15 protein-coding genes and 2 tRNA genes are annotated in these 18,565 nt (G+C 64.4%); 13 read left to right on the top strand and 4 right to left on the bottom strand.

From position 1 onward, the window contains the following. Positions 1-149 precede the first annotated feature (149 nt). From lon to JAO75_RS11625, 3 genes are all read left to right on the top strand, one after another. Positions 150-2,576 (top strand): endopeptidase La, encoded by a 2,427-nt coding sequence (gene lon / locus JAO75_RS11615; RefSeq protein WP_199049306.1) that lies wholly within the window; start codon positions 150-152, stop codon positions 2,574-2,576. 195 nt (positions 2,577-2,771) lie between these two features. Beyond that, on the top strand, positions 2,772-3,050 hold the full coding sequence (locus tag JAO75_RS11620; protein ID WP_036352717.1) for an HU family DNA-binding protein: 279 nt from the start codon (positions 2,772-2,774) through the stop codon (positions 3,048-3,050). A gap of 82 nt (positions 3,051-3,132) precedes the next feature. Beyond that, a tRNA-Val gene (locus JAO75_RS11625) sits at positions 3,133-3,208 on the top strand. A 353-nt stretch (positions 3,209-3,561) separates the two neighbouring features. Here the strand turns inward: JAO75_RS11625 and JAO75_RS11630 are convergent. Together JAO75_RS11630 and JAO75_RS11635 are read right to left on the bottom strand one after the other, a co-directional pair. Continuing rightward, positions 3,562-3,639: transfer RNA gene (locus tag JAO75_RS11630), tRNA-Pro, on the bottom strand. Between the two features lie 97 nt (positions 3,640-3,736). Continuing rightward, positions 3,737-4,159, bottom strand: coding sequence for a DUF2141 domain-containing protein (locus JAO75_RS11635; protein ID WP_199049307.1), 423 nt, complete (start codon positions 4,157-4,159; stop codon positions 3,737-3,739). A gap of 173 nt (positions 4,160-4,332) precedes the next feature. On the opposite strand from JAO75_RS11635, the gene JAO75_RS11640 reads away from it, so the two are divergent. Both JAO75_RS11640 and JAO75_RS11645 read left to right on the top strand, forming a co-directional pair. Continuing rightward, positions 4,333-5,325, top strand: a complete 993-nt coding sequence (locus tag JAO75_RS11640; RefSeq protein WP_199049308.1) for an ABC transporter ATP-binding protein — start codon at positions 4,333-4,335, stop codon at positions 5,323-5,325. Then, positions 5,322-6,527 carry an ABC transporter permease gene (locus tag JAO75_RS11645; RefSeq protein WP_199049309.1) on the top strand — a complete coding sequence of 402 codons (1,206 nt, stop codon included), beginning with the start codon at positions 5,322-5,324 and terminating at the stop codon, positions 6,525-6,527. The genes JAO75_RS11640 and JAO75_RS11645 overlap by 4 nt, the downstream gene beginning before the upstream one ends. Positions 6,528-6,552: 25 nt before the next feature. Here the strand turns inward: JAO75_RS11645 and JAO75_RS11650 are convergent, their stop codons facing one another. Together JAO75_RS11650 and JAO75_RS11655 are read right to left on the bottom strand one after the other, a co-directional pair. Further along, positions 6,553-8,988 (bottom strand): AI-2E family transporter, encoded by a 2,436-nt coding sequence (locus tag JAO75_RS11650; RefSeq protein ID WP_199049310.1) that lies wholly within the window; start codon positions 8,986-8,988, stop codon positions 6,553-6,555. A gap of 96 nt (positions 8,989-9,084) precedes the next feature. Beyond that, complete coding sequence (locus JAO75_RS11655) at positions 9,085-10,056, bottom strand: threonine ammonia-lyase (protein WP_199049311.1); 972 nt, start codon at positions 10,054-10,056, stop codon at positions 9,085-9,087. 166 nt (positions 10,057-10,222) lie between these two features. Here JAO75_RS11655 and argE point away from each other — a divergent pair, with 166 nt between their 5' ends. The 8 genes from argE (at position 10,223) to JAO75_RS11695 (ending at position 18,543) form a co-directional block, all read left to right on the top strand. Next, complete coding sequence (argE, locus tag JAO75_RS11660) at positions 10,223-11,377, top strand: acetylornithine deacetylase (protein WP_199049312.1); 1,155 nt, start codon at positions 10,223-10,225, stop codon at positions 11,375-11,377. Positions 11,378-11,529: 152 nt separating this feature from the next. After that, positions 11,530-13,128, top strand: coding sequence for an ABC transporter substrate-binding protein (locus JAO75_RS11665; RefSeq protein ID WP_199049313.1), 1,599 nt, complete (start codon positions 11,530-11,532; stop codon positions 13,126-13,128). A 105-nt stretch (positions 13,129-13,233) separates the two neighbouring features. After that, positions 13,234-14,214 (top strand): ABC transporter permease, encoded by a 981-nt coding sequence (locus tag JAO75_RS11670; protein ID WP_199049314.1) that lies wholly within the window; start codon positions 13,234-13,236, stop codon positions 14,212-14,214. A gap of 10 nt (positions 14,215-14,224) precedes the next feature. Continuing rightward, positions 14,225-15,181, top strand: coding sequence for an ABC transporter permease (locus JAO75_RS11675; RefSeq protein WP_199049315.1), 957 nt, complete (start codon positions 14,225-14,227; stop codon positions 15,179-15,181). Continuing rightward, positions 15,178-15,600, top strand: coding sequence for a hypothetical protein (locus JAO75_RS11680; RefSeq protein ID WP_199049316.1), 423 nt, complete (start codon positions 15,178-15,180; stop codon positions 15,598-15,600). The genes JAO75_RS11675 and JAO75_RS11680 overlap by 4 nt, the downstream gene beginning before the upstream one ends. Next, entirely contained in the window at positions 15,600-16,592 is a 993-nt protein-coding gene (locus tag JAO75_RS11685; RefSeq protein WP_199049317.1) for an ABC transporter ATP-binding protein, read from the top strand. The genes JAO75_RS11680 and JAO75_RS11685 overlap by 1 nt, the downstream gene beginning before the upstream one ends. Beyond that, positions 16,589-17,593, top strand: coding sequence for an oligopeptide/dipeptide ABC transporter ATP-binding protein (locus JAO75_RS11690; protein WP_199049318.1), 1,005 nt, complete (start codon positions 16,589-16,591; stop codon positions 17,591-17,593). Before JAO75_RS11685 ends, JAO75_RS11690 begins: the two co-directional genes overlap by 4 nt. Positions 17,594-18,108: 515 nt before the next feature. Then, positions 18,109-18,543 (top strand): hypothetical protein, encoded by a 435-nt coding sequence (locus tag JAO75_RS11695; RefSeq protein ID WP_199049319.1) that lies wholly within the window; start codon positions 18,109-18,111, stop codon positions 18,541-18,543. Positions 18,544-18,565: the final 22 nt, after the last annotated feature.

Genomic DNA, 18,565 nt, shown 5'->3' on the forward strand with positions numbered 1-18,565 from the left:
TCTAGCGCCGGAGCTGTCCGCTCATTGCCCGAGGGAGGGCCCGGCGTACCGGATGCAGCCCATAACAACAGCCTGAGCATCCCGGTTGTCCGTCTGAGGTCCAGCTCATTCGAGGGGATCCCCGGACGCAGCGAAAAGGAAGTCGTCTCATGACACAATCGAAGCCACGTCAGCCTGTCGTTCCAGGCTCGACCGGAACCTACGCGGTTCTGCCTCTGCGCGACATTGTTGTCTTTCCGCACATGATCGTGCCGCTCTTCGTCGGCCGCGAAAAGTCGATCCGCGCGCTTGAGGAGGTGGTCAAGGGAGACCGTCATATCCTTCTGGCGACCCAGATCGATGCGACGGATGACGATCCGGCGACGGATGCGATCTACAAAGTCGGTACGCTGGCGAACGTGCTCCAGCTCCTGAAGCTGCCCGACGGCACCGTGAAGGTGCTCGTGGAAGGCGCGAGCCGCGCCCAGGTGAAGGCCTATACCCGCACCGACGAATATTACGAGGCCGAGGCCGAGGCTCTGCCGGACGCCCTCGGAGACCAGGTGGAGGCCGAGGCGCTCGCCCGCTCCGTCGTGTCCGAGTTCGAGAATTACGTGAAGCTCAACAAGAAGGTGTCGCCCGAGGTCGTGACCGCGGTGACCCAGATCGACGAGCCGGCCAAGCTCGCCGACACCATCGCTTCGCACCTGGCCATCAAGATCGCCGACAAGCAGGCGATCCTGGAGACCCCGACCGTCGCCCAGCGCCTGGAGAAGGTGCTCGGCATGATGGAGAGCGAGATTTCGGTTCTCCAGGTCGAGAAGCGGATCCGCACCCGCGTGAAGCGTCAGATGGAGAAGACGCAGCGCGAGTACTATCTCAACGAGCAGATGAAGGCGATCCAGAAGGAGCTCGGCGACGACGAAGGCCGCGACGAGCTGGCCGAGCTCGAGGAGAAGATCGAGAAGACCAAGTTCACGAAGGAAGCCCGCGAGAAGGCGATGGGCGAGCTGAAGAAGCTCCGCCAGATGTCGCCCATGTCGGCGGAAGCCACCGTCGTGCGCAACTATCTCGACTGGCTGCTCGGGATCCCGTGGAACCGCCGCTCGAAGATGAAGAAGGACCTGAAGGCCGCCCAGGATCTGCTCGATGCGGATCACTACGGCCTTGAGAAGGTCAAGGAGCGCATCGTCGAGTACCTGGCCGTGCAGCAGCGCGCCAACAAGCTCACGGGCCCGATCCTCTGCCTCGTCGGTCCTCCCGGCGTGGGTAAGACATCGCTCGGCAAGTCGATCGCCAAGGCCACGGGCCGCGAGTTCGTCCGCATGTCGCTCGGCGGCGTCCGTGATGAATCCGAGATCCGCGGTCACCGCCGGACCTATATCGGCTCGATGCCCGGCAAGATCATCCAGTCGATGCGCAAGGCCAAGACGTCCAACCCGCTCATCCTGCTCGACGAGATCGACAAGATGGGCATGGACTTCCGCGGCGACCCGTCGGCGGCCCTGCTCGAGGTTCTCGACCCTGAGCAGAACTCGACCTTCAACGATCATTACCTGGAGGTCGACTATGACCTGTCCAACGTGATGTTCGTGACGACGGCGAACACGCTCAACATTCCCGGCCCGCTTCTCGACCGTATGGAAGTGATCCGCATCGCGGGTTACACGGAAGAGGAGAAGGCCGAGATTGCCCGCACACACCTGATCCCGTCCTCCATGCAGAAGCATGGCCTGGCGGTGAAGGAGTGGAAGATCGGCGACGAGGCTCTCCTCATGCTGATCCGCCGCTACACCCGCGAGGCGGGCGTGCGTAACCTCGAGCGCGAGCTGGCCAACCTCATCCGCAAGGCCGTGAAGGAGATCCTGATCTCCAAGGTCAAGTCGGTGGAGGTCACGACCGACAACCTGCCGGAGTTCCTCGGACCCCCGCGCTATCGCTACGGCGAGGCCGAGACCGAGGACATGGTGGGCGCGGTCACGGGTCTGGCCTGGACCGAGGTGGGCGGCGAGCTGCTGACCATCGAAGGCATCATGATGCCGGGCAAGGGCAAGATGACCGTCACGGGCAACCTGCGTGACGTCATGAAGGAATCGATCTCGGCGGCGGCGTCCTATGTCCGTTCCCGGGCCGTCGATTTCGGTGTCGAGCCGCCCATGTTCGACCGTCGCGACATCCACGTGCACGTGCCGGAAGGCGCAACGCCCAAGGACGGTCCGTCCGCCGGCATCGCCATGGCGACCGCCATCGTGTCCGTCATCACGGGCATTCCGGTCCGCCGCGACATTGCCATGACAGGCGAGGTCACGTTGCGGGGCAGGGTGCTGCCCATCGGCGGATTGAAGGAAAAGCTCCTGGCGGCCCTTCGCGGCGGCATCAAGAAGGTCTTGATCCCCGAGGAGAACGCCAAGGACTTGGCCGATATCCCGGCAAGCGTGAAGAACGGTCTGGAGATCGTTCCGGTCTCCATGATGGATCAGGTCCTCCAGCATGCCCTCGTGCGCACGCCGGAGCCGATCGAGTGGGACGAGGCCTCCGTTCTCAAGGCCCCTAAGCCTGTCGTCGAGGACGATTCGACCGGCCTTGTTGCCCACTAAAACTTGCACCTTACGTAACGAAAGAAGCCCCCGAACGAGCGTTCGGGGGCTTCTTTTTTGGGAAGAACAGCGAAAAAACGGCTGATTTCAGCCACTTCGGGGCTTGCTTACGGACAAGCTTTGCGCCAAACGGATTGTCCCTGAAACGGTGGACCATTTCCTTTTGCGGCTGCCGTGATCACTGGAGGATAAGACATGAATAAAGGCGAGCTCGTTGCGGCCGTCGCCGACAAGGTGGGCCTTTCGCGTGGCCAGGCTGGTGACGCGATCGACGCCGCCATCGAGGCGATCACCGGCGCTCTGAAGCAGGGCGACGAAGTGAAGATCGTCGGTTTCGGCACGTTCGTGGTGACCAACCGCGCTGCCGGCGAGGCGCGCAACCCGCGCACCGGCGAGAAGGTCAAGGTTCCCGCTTCCAAGACCCCCAAGTTCCGCGCAGGCGCCGGCCTGAAGGACGCCGTCAACGCGAAGTAATCGCGTTTCGAGCGGTGTTTAGCTGCAAAGAGGGCCAACGGCGCTTGCGTTGTTGGCCTTCTGTTTTTATGTCAGGCCTGTCGGGCGGTTAGCTCAGCTGGTAGAGCATCGGTTTTACACACCGCAGGTCGGGGGTTCGATCCCCTCACCGCCCACCATTTTTCCCGAATACCAACAGTTCTGGCAAAGCTGGGCGATGTCTCGGCGACCGCATCCCGGTGCTTTGAATTTGGCGACAGGCGGGTCCCGCCGGGATATGGGGTGGAACGCCGCACCGCCTTCATGAAACCAATCATTTATCTGGAGGGTTGGACGAGATCCCTCCAAGGATTGCTCCTGAGACTTGAACCCGCTCCAGCCAACACTGGGGCGGGCTTTTTTATGGCGCCTCAACGTATCATGGTTTTGAGGATGGCTCTGTGCGCGCGGATACCGTTGTCGAGACGAGCGGGATCGTCCGCTGGCGGATGGAACGCCGCATGCGCTTTATATTTTGCGATGCTTGAAAAAATGGTCGGAGCGAGAGGATTTGAACCTCCGACCCCTAGTCCCCCAGACTAGTGCGCTAACCGGGCTGCGCTACGCTCCGACGCCTTGTACGGCCTGTTTCAATTAGCTCCGGCGCTTGCGCTGTGCAACCCCTGAAATTCATTTTGCCGGGAAGCGCTGAGCCATAAGGCGAAATCCTAGCGCGCCAGAGGCGAGCGGGCGATCCGGACCTTCGCAAGGGTCGAACCTGTGACGCTGATGCGAGCGGCCTCGAACGAGGGCGGGGCCGTGCGGCCCGTGCCATTGCTGAAGCCGTAGGGTTCCAGGGGCAGGCCTCTTGGATCGCGGTCGAGATTGTTGTTGGCGTTCGTGTCCTGGAAGACGGCGATGGCGTAGGAGCCCTCCGGGACGTCCGGGAACAGAACCCGGAACTCCGCAGCCGGGGGCTGGACGGTCTGGCTGTACCGGCAGGAGCCGAAATCCAGTGAGCCGGAGCAGATGCCGACCAGGACGGGCCCCTGGCCGGGAACGGCGCCCTCCACCTGCACGGTCAGCTGAGCTGCCTTCGCGCCGCCCGCAAGCATGAGAACAGCGATCATTCCGATGGTCGGTCGAAGCATGAAAGGCGCACCTCGTGAAAAGCGGGATCTTAAACCGCCGGCCAGGACAAACCTGGAGCTTGGCTTCAAGAATGCGAGAGCCCCGCCGATCACATGCCCGCGTGCCCTTCCCGAACGCAGTCGGGGAGCTAGGTTGCTGACGTAGGCAGCAGGCCGGGCCTGCCGCCGTTCCCATGGAGGCAGCCATCCCCGCGCGTCCGATTCTCTCGTCGATCCAGGAGCCGGCGGCTGCGCGCCGGGGGCCGCCAATTGCGCGGCTGGACGGGGTTCATGTCGGGCTGGGAGAGCGCAAGGTTCTGCAGGGGCTGAGCCTGTCCCTATACCAGGGCGAAATCTTCGCCCTGCTCGGGCGCAACGGGACGGGCAAGACGACCCTGATGCGCCTCCTGACGGGTCAGCTCAGGCCATCATCCGGCGACGTGCGGGTCTTCGGGGGCGATCCCGCCAGGGATGCCGCGCCGCGGCGGATGACGGGCCTGGTTCCGCAGGATATCGCCCTCTATCCCCGCCTGACGGTTCGGGAGAACCTGGAGGTCATGGCCGGAATGGCGGGGCTGCCGAGGCGCGAGATTCCATCGCGTGTCGCCGAGGCCATGGTCCTGGTGCAGGTGGAGGACCGGCAGCGGGACCTGATCGACCATCTCTCCGGCGGGTACAAGCGCCGGGCCAATATCGCCGCGGCCCTGCTGACGCGGCCCCGGCTTCTGCTTCTGGACGAGCCGACGGCGGGCGTCGACGTGGACGCCCGGCTGGCGCTGCACCGGACCTTGAGGCGTCTGCGGGAGGAGGGCACGTCGGTCCTGCTCACGACCCATGATCTCGACGAGGCCAGGGGCCTGGCGGACCGGATCGGCATTCTGGCATGCGGCCGGATGGCCGAGGAGGGGCCCGTCGGCGACATCCTCCGTCGCATGTTCGGGGACAGGCGTGAGGTCGTGGCGACCCTAAGCCGGGAGCCGGACGATGTCGTGAAGGGCTCCCTCGAGCGACTGGGACTGGCGCCGACGGCCAACCCGCTCGAATGGACCGCGTGGTCGACGGGCCTGGAGAGCTTCTCATCCTTGCCGGCCGCGCTCCGGCGGTATGGAATCGACCTGCACGAGATCCGCCTGCGCGAGCCGGGGCTGGAGCATGTGCTGGCCCATGTGGAGGGCGCTGGATCGTGATTTTCCCGGCTGCTCGCGTCATGCTCCTGACCCTGCTCCGGGATCGCGGGGCGCTTGCCATGGCGTTCGTCCTGCCGCCGCTCATCTTCGTGATCTTCGCGGCGATCTTCTCGTCCGCCGGCGGCGACCAGCTCCGGCTGCATGTGGGCATTGCCGATCTGGCGCGGACGCCCACGACCGCGCAGCTGGTCCAGGTGCTCCGCGAGGAGCCGACCCTCCGCGTCACCTACAGGGACGATGCGACGGCGGAGAGCGTGCGCGGCCTGGTCAAGGACGGCGCGGTCGACCTGGGACTCATCCTCAGGAGCGATCTCAACGAACGTGGGGCCGGCGCTCCCGTCCTCCTCGTCACCCACGAGGCGCGGGCGATTGCCGGCGCCATCATGGCGGGTCACCTGCAGCGGCTGCTGGCCGTCCACATGCCCGACGTCGCCTTTGCCCAGGTGCTGGCCGATCTGGAGGCCATCGGGGGAATCACGTCCGAGCAGAGAATCTGGATCGACGAGACGTTCAAGGAGAAGGCGGACGAGACGCGGGACGATCCCCGGATGCGGGATGCGGGGCTGGTCGCCAGCGAATCGGCCCTGCCGCAGACGGCCGGATGGGCCGTGTCGTACTATGCCGGCGCGGTCGCGGTAATGTTCCTGCTTCTGGCAGCCGTCCAGGGCGCGGTCGGCCTGATCGAGGAGCGGCGTCTCGGAGTCTATGACCGCCTCCTGGCAGGACCCGGCGCCATTGCGGCCATCATCCTGGGCAAGTTCCTGTTCCTCGTCGCGCAGGGCACCGTTCAGGCCGGTCTGGTGTTCGCAGCCGCTTACCTTCTCTATGACGTGAACTTCATCGCGTCTTTCGGCCCCTGGCTGACGACGACCCTCGCGGTCGCTGCCGCGACATCCGCCCTGGCCTTGGGACTATGTGTCCTCTGCTCCTCGCGCCAGCAGGCCCAGGTTCTGTCCACCTTCGTGGTGCTCATCCTGTCGGCGGCAGGCGGCAGCATGGTGCCGCGCTTCTTCCTGCCGCCCTGGCTGCAGGAGGCGGGATGGTGGACGCCGAACGCCTGGTCGATCCAGGCCTACTCGTCGGCCCTCACGCCGGGATCGTCCCTCATGTCCCTGTGGACCGCGTGGGGCATCCTGATCGCCATGGCGGCAGGGGCGCTGCTCTTCAGCCTGACGATCTCCCTGCGTCGTCGCTCGGTCTGACCGTATGGACGCTCAGATCCTTCGCTCAGGAGGATGCATCCTGCGTCTGTCGCCGTTCTGACCCTGAGACGGGATCCTTCCCGCCCGAGCGCTCTTCGGCATCGCGTTCGAGCTGCGCCATCAGGCTGTCGGCCATCTCCTGAAGCCGGACCCGGTCCGCATCCGAGAACTCGCGCGGCTGCATGTCGATGACGCACAGGGAGCCCAGGGCCAGTCCCGACGAGGTGCGCAAGGGGGCTCCGGCGTAGAAGCGAATGCCCTTTTCGAGCACGAGCGGATTGTTCGTGAAGCGGGGATCCTTGGTCACATCCTCGGACACGATCACCTCGTCGGTGGCCACCACATGGCCGCAGACCGATTCCTCCCGTGGAACCTGCCGGCTTGCATCGAGGTCGGGCGGCAGGCCCTGCGCACCCGGCATGAGCTGCTGCTCGTCCGTAATCATCGACACGAGGGCGATCGGGGCCCCGAACGCCTCGGCGACCCGTTTTGCGATCGCGTCGAAAGAGTGACGGCGTCCACCGGCAAGCCCCAGCTGGTGCAGAACGGCCAGCCGCTCATGCTCGTCGTCGATGGTCGCCGTCAGCGCGCTCCCATCGGAGGCGGTCTGCTGCTGTGCGCGCCACGCATTGACTTGGTCGACGCAGAGTTCGAGCGACAGGATGGCGGCATCGGTGGACATCTGCCGGGCCATATCCTCCGTGTGGGTCCCCTGGGGTGGAGCGTTCCAGCAGCAGACGACCAGCTTGACGTGAGGCGCCCGCCGCCGGAGGCGTCGGCAGATATAACGGGCGAAGACCTGCGGCTGGGGGTGCAGATAGGACAGGCAGACGACCTCGACTCCCGTCAGGTCGAGCTGCGCCAGAGCGCCCTCGCTGACCGCAATCGGCGGCAGGACCCGGGCTCCCGTTCCGGATTCCTCCAGCACCTGGGCGAGCATCTCGGCCGCAGCCCGATCCAGCTCTGTCCGGCCCGCGATGCACAGAACGGGCTTGTTCGGAGCGGGGGTGGAGGGTTGGTCCTTGTCGGCCTCATCGGAGGACGTTTTGTCCCTGATGTGGTCTTCGATTTCCCTGACCACGCAGGTGGCGGTGGTCGCCACCAGGCGCCTGTAATTGGTGTCGGTCGTGCTGCGCTGCCGGTCGTTCTCGGCCAGGCGAAGGGCCGGGATGGCGACTTGGTCGTAGAACTGGCGTGAGGAATGCTCGTCCACGTAATCCTCGGCGATCTCGACGGCTTCCTCGAGATTGCCGGCCAGCAGGCGTTGGTAGAGGCGCTCCTCGGGGGCGAGGACAGGATCGCTGCCGAGGAGGACGCCGAGAAATTCCAGCTGCGGCACGTAGCGGCCGATCACCACGAGACAGACGGTGAGGGGTGTCGCAAGAAAGAGTCCGACCGGCCCCCAGAGGGTGGTCCAGAAGATCGCCGCCATGATGATGGCGAGCGAGGACAGGCCGGTGCTGGAGCCGTAGAGCCAGGGCTCGATGACGTTGTTGCTGATGAGTTCGGCGAGGAGAAACAGCCCCACGACCCACAGCAGCATCGACCAGCCCGGATCGACCGCGACGGCGAGCGCGATGGGAAAGGTCGCGGCGAGGAAAGGACCTAGATAGGGGATGAAACGCAGCACCGCCGCGAGCAGGCCCCACAGCACCGCATTGGGCACGCCGATGAAGTAGAGCGCGATTCCTATGGGTATTCCGTAGGTCAGGTTGACGATGAGCTGCATCAGCAGGTAGCGGCTGACCCGTGCGGCGGCATCGTTGAGCGCCTGCGTGCTCTTCTGGAGATCGCCGGCGCCGGCGAGCTTGATGAAGCGGTCGCGCAGATCCTCCTGCTCGAGCAGGATGAAGATGACGAAGATGATCACCAGACCGGCGGTGGCCAGCGGGGCGAGGAGCGGACCGGCAATCGTCTGAATGATTTCGAGCGGCTGCGATTCCGGGCGCTCGAGCCGGACCGTGATGGGCTCCTGCGGGGCAGGGGGAGCGCCAAGAGCGCTGCCGGCCTGCTCGGCCGCCTTCTCGGCATCCTTCTCCGCCCCCGAGATTTCCTTGCTCAGGTCTTCGATGGTGGTCGTGACCTTGTCGACGACCCCGCCTCCGGTGGCGGAGGATTGCAGGGCGCGGATCTTCTCCGTGATCGTGGTCTGATAGCTCGGAAGGTTGTTGGCAAGCTGCACGAGCTGGCTCCCAACCACGTAGGTGATCCCTCCGATGAGAACGAAGGCCAGAGTCACGGCGATCAGCGAGGCGGCGATCCGCGGGAGCCTCAGCCGCCGGAGCCAGTTGACGAGGGGCGTCAGCGCGAAGCTGAGGAGAATGCCGACGGCAAACGGGATGAAGATGTCACGGCCGAAATACAGGCCTCCGATGGCCAGGACGATTCCGCCCGCCGTAAAGAGCGACGATCCTGCAGGCGGTGGAGCCGGCTGAGCGGGAGGAAGCGCCGGATCGACCATGCACGGGTACTTTCCAGTTGAGCTGTCCTGCAGACAACTCAGCAGCCCCGGGTTGGATCCGGCACGCTCAAGCCGAGCGGCCTAGGCTGCGCCGGCTCAAGCGCCCCTGGAAGCCTGACGCCACCCGTCGAGATCGTCCAAGGACAGGTTGGAGCCGCACAGCACGAGGCCGATCACGCTGTCGTCGGGCAGGGACGGGACGACGGTCTCGGCCGCCGTCAGCACGCAGGCGGCCGCGGGTTCGCAGAGGAGCTTTTCCTTTTGCAGGATCCAGCTCACGTCTGCGATGACCGGCTCATCCTCGACGAGAAGGATCTCCTTCAGGAACAGCTTGGCGCCCGCGACCGTCCTGTGGGTGGCGAACGGCGCGCCGAGGGTCCGGGCAATCGAGGTCGGGCGGATCGTCACCGGCTCGCCGACCTTGAGCGCTTCCGTCATGGTCGGGGCTCCGACCGTCTCGACGCCGTAGACCGTGAGCGAGGGCTTTCTCGCCTTGAGAGCCGCCGCGACCCCGGACATGAAGCCGCCGCCGCCGATGGAGACGAAGACGTGGGTCAGGTCCGGGACGTCGTCGAGGAATTCGAGCCCGAGGGTGCCGTGGCCCGCGATGATGGCCGGATCGTCGTAAGGATGGACGAACAGCCGCCCCTGGCGCTGATAATCCTCCGCCTTGGCGAAGGCCTCGGCGGCATCGTCGCAGAGCTCGATGCGGGCACCATACTTCGTGGCGAGATCGACGTTGAAGCGCGGCGTCACCTTCGGCATCAGCACCAGCGCATCGAGGCCGAGGGTTCCCGCAACGCGCGCAACCGCGATGGCGTGGTTGCCGCCCGACACCGTCACGAGCCCGCGCCGGCGCTCCTCGTCGCTCAGGGTCAGCACCTTGTTGAAGACCCCGCGCACCTTGAACGAGCCCGCCAGCTGCAGGGCCTCCATCTTCAGGGCCGTGCGCCGGCCGAGGCGCGCCGAAACCTCTGGGCTCTCATAGGCGGGCGTGCGCCGGACGCGCCCGGCGACGCGGCTGCGGGCGGCTTCAATGTCGGCAAGCGTGACGTCGAACGTGGTCATGGAGTCTCCGTCGGAGCGGAAGGAGGAAGCGAAAGAAGGGCGGATCATGGTCGCGCGCAGCCTGCCGCGTCAACAGGCACGGCGCCGGTCGGTTGGCGATAAATCCGGCTTGACCCGTCACGCATTAGGATCGGATGCTCACGCCTGACTTTGGGAGAATTCACACATGCACTTATCGCCCCGCGAGATGCTCGCGCGTCTGGTTGCCTTTCCGAGCGTTTCGACGAGCAGCAATCTCGACATCATCCACTTCTGCCGCGACTGGCTGAACAGCCATGGGGTCGAGAGCACCCTCGTCATGAGCCCCGAGGGCGACAAGGCCAACCTGTACGCCACTATCGGCCCGAAGGTGGAGGGGGGCATCGTGTTCTCCGGTCACACGGACGTCGTACCGGTGGAAGGGCAGAACTGGACGACGGATCCGTGGACGCTGACCGAGAAGAACGGCCGCCTCTACGGGCGCGGCGCAACCGACATGAAGGGCTTCGATGCGCTCGTGCTGGCGCTGGTGCCCGAGATGGTGAAATCCCCTCTCAAGCGCCCGGTCCATATCGCCCTGTCCTATGACGAGGAGATCGCCTGCCGGGGAGCGCCTTCCATGGTGGAGGCCATGGCGCGGTCGATCCCGAAGCCGGCTGCCGTGATCGTGGGCGAGCCAACCCGGCATGCGGTGGTGACGGGCCACAAAGCCTCGGTCCAGCTGCGCACCCAGGTGACCGGGTACGCGGTGCATTCCAGCCGAATCGACCAGGGCGTGAGCGCGGTGATGAATGCGGCCCGGCTCATCGCCTGGCACGAAGATGTGATGGAGGAGAACCGGCGCCGGGCCGATTCATCGAATCCTTTCGAGCCCCCCTATACGACCCTTCATTGCGGCATGATGGCGGGCGGCAACGCGGCCAACGTGGTGTCCTCCTCCGCCTGGTTCTTCAGCGACATCCGGGCCATCCCGACGGAGAGCCCGCACGAATATCTTGAGCGCTACCAGGCCTATATCCGGGATGTCGTCGAGCCGCGGATGAAGGCGATCGCACCTGAGACCGGCGTTGCCGTCGAGCTGATCGCCGAGGTGCCTGGGCTCCGGCCCGAGACGGACGGAGAGGCCGAGCGCCTCATGCGCCGCATCACCGGCGACAACGGCACCCATGTGGTCTCCTACGGCACTGAGGCGGGCATCTTTCAGAAGGTCGGCTGGTCGACGGTGGTCTGCGGGCCGGGCGACATCGCCCAGGCCCATCAGCCGGACGAGTGGATCGAGATCAGCGAGCTGGAAACGGGCGAGCGTTTGCTGCGGCGCATCATCGGAGAGCTCTGTGCCTAAATGCTGAGCAGAGAGGTGGAAGACAGGACTAGACCGCCGGCCACTTTCCTGCCTAACTTCATGCCCGACGGAAGGAACGCGGCCTAAGCCGGACTTCCGACAAGAAGAACACCGCGCAAAGACGCGGGGCTTCCAGAGGAGAAAGAGACACGATGACCAGACGTTCGAAATTCCTTGCCGCTACGGTTGCTGTGCTGATGACCGGCGCTGCCCTGCCGGCCATGGCCGTGACCCTGCGCTATGCCAACCAGGGCGACCTGAAGTCGCTCGACCCCTATACCCTCAACGAGACCACCACCATCGCGCATCACGGCCACGTCTACGAGGGCCTGACCAAGCGCGATAAGGATCTTTCCATCATCCCGGGTCTCGCCGAGCGCTGGGAGATCAGCGAGGACGGCCTCACCTGGCGTCTGTTCCTGCGCAAGAACGTGAAGTTCCACAACGGCAATCCGTTCAACGCCGATGACGTGATCTTCTCGGCCAACCGCGTGCGCGCCCAGGGTTCGAACTTCCAGACCCGCGTTCCGAGCGGCTCCGAATGGGTGAAGGTGGACGACCACACCGTCGACGTGAAGCTGAAGTCGCCGAACCCGATCATGAATGCCCAGTGGGATACCTGGTACATCATGGACAAGGAATGGTCGGAGGCGAACAACAGCGCCCAGCCGACTCCGGCCGCCGCTACCACGCCGAGCTTTGCTTCGTTGAACGCCAACGGCACCGGTCCGTTCAAGATCGAGAGCCACCAGCCCGGCGTGAAGACCGTCTTCAAGGCGAACAAGGATTGGTGGGGCAAGGCCGAACATAACCTCGACGAAATCGTCTTCACCCCGATTGCCTCCGACGCCACCCGCGTGGCCGCGCTTCTCTCGGGCGAAGTGGACGTGATCGAGCCGGTTCCGCTGCAGGACGTCCAGCGCGTCAACAGCAGCGCCAACGCGAAGGTAAAGGCGGGCCCCGAGCTGCGCACCATCTTCCTGGGCTTCGACCAGACCCGCGACGAGCTTCTGTTCTCCAACGTGAAGGGCAAGAACCCCTTCAAGGACAAGCGCGTGCGCGAAGCCTTCTACAAGGCCATCGACATCGAAACCATCAAGTCCCGCGTCATGCGCGGCATGGCGACGCCTTCGGCCCTGATGATCGCGCCGCAGCTCTTCGCGCATTCGAAGGATTTCGAGCGTCCGAAATATGATCTCGAAGGGGCGAAGAAGCTGCTTGCCGAGGCCGGCTACCCGAACGGCTTCGAGGTCGGCATGGACTGCCCGAACGACCGCTACGTCAATGACGAGGCGATCTGTCAGGCCGTCGTCGGCATGCTGGCTCGCGCCGGCATCAAGGTGAACCTTATGGCTCAGCCCAAGGCGCAGTACTTCGCCAAGGTGCTGAAGTCCGGCAACTACAACACCTCGTTCTACCTGCTGGGCTGGACGCCGGGCACCTTCGACAGCCACAACGTGCTGTTCGACATCCAGGGCTGCCGCAACGATCCGAACTCCTCGCGCGGTGAATCGAACCTCGGCAATTACTGCAACAAGCAGCACGACGAGCTGACCGACAAGATCCTGGTCGAGAGCAACAAGGAAAAGCGCGACCAGATGATCAAGGAGGCGTTCAAGATCTCGACCGACGAGTACGGCTATATTCCGCTGCACCAGCAGGCTCTGGCCTGGGGCGTCTCGAACAAGGTCGACCTGACCCAGCGCGCCGACAACCAGGTGCTGCTCTACTGGGCCCAGAAGAAGGAATAGTCAGCGCCTGATCGCATGTCCCGGGCAGCTTGCTGCCCGGGACAATTCATTCGAAGGCTCCGGACGGCCAGGCTCGCCCGGGGCGCAGCGATCAAGAGATTGTGCATGTTTGCTTTTATCATCCGGCGTGCCCTCCAGGCCATCGGCGTTCTTCTGGCCGTCGGCATCATTTCGTTCGCCATGTTCCGCTTTGCCGGCGATCCGGTGAACCAGATCGTCTCCCTCGATACCCCGGCTGCGGAGCGCGAGCAGGTTCGCCGCTCGCTTGGTCTGGACGACCCGGTCCCCGTTCAGTTTGCCCGCTATCTCGTGAGTGCCGCTCAAGGCGAGTTCGGCGTGTCCTACCAGTTCCGGCAGCCCGTCTCGGATCTCCTGGCCGAAAGAATGCCCGCAACCCTGGAGCTGGCTTTCTGCGCGACGCTCTTCGCCATCGGGTTCGGGGTGCTGATGGGGGTCTATTCGGGCCTGAAGCGGGACAGCTTCCTGGCCAAGGTGTTCCAGACGGTGTCGCTGATCGGCATCTCGCTTCCCACCTTCCTGATCGGCATCCTGCTCATTTATCTCTTCTCCGTCATCCTCGGCTGGCTGCCGTCCTTCGGGCGGGGCGACACTGTGCGGATCGGCTGGTGGTCGACGGGATTCCTCACGACCTCCGGGCTCAAGGCGCTGATCATGCCATCGATCACCCTGGGCCTGTTCCAGATGACCCTGATCATGCGCATCGTCCGGGCCGAGATGCTTGAGGTGCTGCGCACGGACTACATCAAGTTCGCGCGGGCGAGGGGGCTCACCACCCGGGCCATTCATTTCGGCCATGCGCTCAAGAACACCCTGGTGCCGGTGATCACCATCGTGGGCCTGCAGTTCGGCTCCGTCATCGCCTTCGCGATCATCACGGAAACCGTGTTCCAGTGGCCCGGCATGGGTCTCCTGTTCGTCCAGGCGGTGCAGAACGTCGATATTCCGATCATGGCGGCCTACCTGATGCTGGTGGCGCTGATCTTCGTGCTCATCAACCTCGCTGTCGACATCCTCTATACGATCGTCGATCCCCGCCTGAGAACGTCCATCCGGCAGCCGGCCTGAGGAGGGCACCATGGCAGACGCAATCCAGGCGGCCCCCGCGCCGCATTCCCCACCCACCACATGGGCCGGCCGTTTCTTCGACAGTGACATCTGGGCGAGCTTCACGCGTTCCAAGCTCACGATGGTGGCGGCCCTTCTGACGGCCCTCTTCATGGCCTCCGCGATCCTGGCAGGGGTGCTGTCGCCCCAGGATCCCTTCGATCCCGCGCAGCTGGAGCTGATGAACAGCCGGCTGCCGCCCATTTGGAGCGCCGAAGGGCAGATGCCTTTCATGCTGGGCACGGACGAGCAGGGCCGCGACATCTTCTCGGCCATTCTCTACGGCCTGCGGATCTCGCTGACTGTCGGCATTCTCGGGGTGGTCCTTTCGGCCACTTTCGGCATCACCATGGGCCTCATCGCCGGCTATGTGGGCGGCACGGTCGATGCCATCATCATGCGCATCGCGGACGTGCAGCTAACCTTTCCGGCCATCCTGATCGCTCTCCTGGTCGATGGCGTGGTCAAGGCCGTTCTCGGCGGTCAGCTCAACGAGATGACGACCCTCGCCGTGCTGGTCTTCTCCATCGGCCTGAGCTTCTGGGTGCAGTATGCCCGCACCGTGCGCGGCTCGGTGATGGTCGAGAAGAACAAGGACTACATTGCCGCCGCCCGGCTCATCGGCCTGCCGGCACCGGTAATCATGTTCCGGCACGTGCTGCCCAACGTTCTGGGTCCGGTGCTGGTGATCGCCACCATCAACCTGGCGCTTGCCGTCATCACCGAGGCGACCCTGTCGTTCCTCGGCACCGGCATGCCGGAAACCATGCCGTCGCTGGGCACGCTCATCCGCATCGGCAACAATTACCTGTTCTCCGGAGAGTGGTGGATCGTGGCCTTCCCGGGCATTGCGCTGGCGCTTCTGGTGCTCGCCATCAACCTGCTGGGCGACTGGCTGCGCGATGCGCTCAATCCGAAGCTGCGATGATGAAAAGCAGCATCACAACATTATTGGCTGCTATGATGCTCGTAGCACCAACTCAGTCAGCTATCGCCCAGAAGGCCAATACAGCCTGTGTATGGAGTCTTGCCCGAATGGTGCAGCTGTTTGAGGAGCTATGCCATCCAGATGAGCATAGCGACTATCGAGCAACTCTAAATGAGAGCGTTGCGGCTCTGCATGCGAGAACCAAAGAGCTTGGGACGGTTGCTGATATCGACCGTGTTTCGAACGACATGAAGGGAAGTCTCGAAGGCGAGTTTGCCAAGCAGCCAACCTTTTGCCAGCGTGGTCACCTATTCGATATGTCTCGGGCGATGAGAGGCAAAGGTATTGAACGGATCAAACAAGATACAGCTAACACTCTGGCGGTGCCCCGCGAGAGGCAAGTGAATGGGTGCCTGTAATGACCGTCCCCGTCCTCTCCGTCCGTGACCTGCGCGTCGAGTTCGTAACCCGGCGCGGCATCCTCAAGGCCATCGACGGCATCTCGTTCGATATCGGCAAGGGCGAGGTGCTCGGCGTCGTCGGTGAATCCGGTGCCGGCAAGTCGGTGACCGGCTCCGCCGTCATCGGCCTCATCGATCCGCCGGGCCGCATCGCCGGCGGCGAGGTTCTGCTGTCGGGCATGCGCATCGACAACCTGCCGCCCGACGAGATGCGCCGGGTGCGCGGCAAGCGCATCGGCATGATCTTCCAGGATCCGCTGACCAGCCTGAACCCGCTCTACCGGGTCAGCGAGCAACTCATCGAGACGATCCGCACCCACACGAACCTCTCGGCCAGCGCGGCGCGCAAGCGCGCCATCGATCTCCTGGCGGAAGTCGGCATCCCGGCACCCGAGAGGCGCATCGACAGCTATCCACACGAGTTCTCCGGCGGCATGCGCCAGCGCGTTGTGATCGCGCTCGCCCTGTGCGCGGAGCCGGAACTCATCATTGCGGACGAGCCGACCACCGCACTCGACGTGTCCGTGCAGGCGCAGATCATTTCGCTCCTCAAGCGGCTCGGGCGCGAGCACGGCACGGCCATCATGCTGGTCACGCACGACATGGGCGTGATCGCCGAAACGGCCGACCGCGTCGCCGTGATGTATGCAGGCCGCATCGCCGAAATCGGGCCCGTGCGGGACGTGGTGCAGAACCCGCTGCACCCCTATGCAAAGGGCCTCATGGGAGCGATCCCGTCGCTGGAGAGCGAGACGGACCGTCTCGTGCAGATTCCGGGCTCCATGCCGCGCCTGTCGGCCATTCCGCCCGGCTGCCCGTTCAATCCGCGCTGCCCCTATGTGTTCGACCGCTGCCGCGTCGAGCGCCCGGAGCCGATCCAGCACAGCGAGCACCGCGTGGCCTGCCATCTCTACGATCAATCTTCCGCCCGTTCGGAGGCCGTTGCGTGACCGAGAACTCCTATGTCGAAGTCAAAGACCTGCGCCGTGTTTTCGACGTCTCCAAACCCTGGCTCAACCGGGTGCTGGAAGGCGGCGAGAAGCAATACCTGAAGGCGGTCGACGGCGTCTCCTTCTCCATCGCCAAGGGCGAGACTTTTGCGCTCGTCGGCGAATCCGGCTCGGGCAAGTCGACGGTCGCACGCATGGTCGTGGGCCTGCTGCCACCCACGAACGGCGAGGTGGTGATCGACGGCGTCTCCATGTCGAGCAGGGCCGCGCTGGCCGAGCGCCAGCGCCTGCGGCGGCGCATCCAGATGATCTTCCAGGATCCCTATGCCAGCCTCAATCCCCGCTGGCAGGTGGACCGCATCGTCGCCGAGCCGATCCGGGCCTTCCGGCTGATTGAACGGGAGAAGGAGATCGGGGAGCGCGTGGGTGAGCTTCTCTCTCTCGTCGGCCTTCATCCGGCGGACGGGAAGAAGTACCCGCACGAGTTCTCCGGCGGACAGCGCCAGCGCGTCGCCATCGCCCGGGCGCTCGCGTCGAACGCGGAGTTCATCGTCTGCGACGAGCCGACCTCGGCGCTCGACGTGTCCGTGCAGGCGCAGATCCTCAATCTCATGCGCGATCTGCAGGATCAGCTTGGCCTGACCTACCTGCTCATCAGCCACAACCTCGCCGTCGTGCGCCATATGGCAAGCCGCATCGGCGTCATGTATCTCGGCCGCATCGTCGAGATCTCCAACGGGCGTGAGCTCTTCGCGCAGCCGAAGCATCCCTATACCCGCATGCTCCTCGATGCGGTGCCGGATGTGGGCATGACCGGGCGCCAGCGCATTCCGGTGAGCGGCGAAATTCCGAACCCGATCAGCCCGCCCTCCGGCTGCACCTTCAACCCGCGCTGCCCCTTCGCCAACGAACGGTGCCGGGCCGAAATTCCGCCGCTCCTCGGCGGTGTCGCCTGCCACGCCATTCACGAGGGACGCCTGGCTATCGACGCCGCTGCGTAGGAGCGAGGGGGCAGGCTGGATCGAGCGTGAGTCTCGGGCCTCTTGGCTGACACTGCCAGCCAAGAGGGTTCCAGCACGTGAAGGAAGAGACGCACCTGAACCCTGGTAAAAGCAGGGCCGGGCTCTCATCGTCCATATTCTGCGCGATACGGCAGGACAGTTTCCCCGTTGCGATCATGCACAACGGTGCCGGGGGCCTAGATGGTTTTCAGGGCATGACGGTTCCGCAGGCGAAAGCTTCGCATCTCGGCAATGCGGATGCTGTAAAGCCGCCGGAATTTAGAATAATTATAGATTGCAGCCGTTATCTTTAGCAGCAAAGATCATCTCAATGCAAAGGTTAGCCTGTGATGTTGCGAGAATATGCTTGGCAATATAAAGCTTAGCCTCTCATTAATTGTTCATCACAACTCTGTGGGCAGCCATAACGCTTGGAAACCATTCGACCCGAGCGCGTTAAGCCTGTGTTCTCATATGGCGAGAAGCCATGCCCAACCCAAGCACAGGAGACTTCTATGATGAGGATCGCACTCATTGCTGGCGCCGGTCTGATGGCCCTTTCCGGTATCGGTTCTGCCGTCGCGCAGCCGGCCTCTGGGACGCCGAACTCCCCGTTCCCGTATGCTGCTCCGCACGAGATCCGCTGGATCAACGGCGTTCCGTGCCGCACCATTTATGACCAGACGCTCAAGACCCGCGTTCCGGTGGCCTGTGCCGGCCCGATGGCTGGTGCCATGGCGCCTTCGCCGCTGGGCTACGATGTCGTCGAGACCGGCAGCATTGCGTCCGCTCCCGTTGCCCCGATGATGGGCGCCCCGGTTTCCGGCACGCCGGCCTCGCCGTTCCCCTATGCGGCTCGTCACGAGATCCGCACGGTGAATGGCGTCCCGTGCCGCACGGTCTACGATCAGACCCTCAACACCCGGGTCCCGGTGGCCTGCGTTCGGTAAACGTTGCCCTCACTGCACAGGG

The sequence above is a fragment of the Microvirga splendida genome, assembly GCF_016427565.1.
Classification (GTDB): Bacteria; Pseudomonadota; Alphaproteobacteria; order Rhizobiales; family Beijerinckiaceae; genus Microvirga; species Microvirga splendida.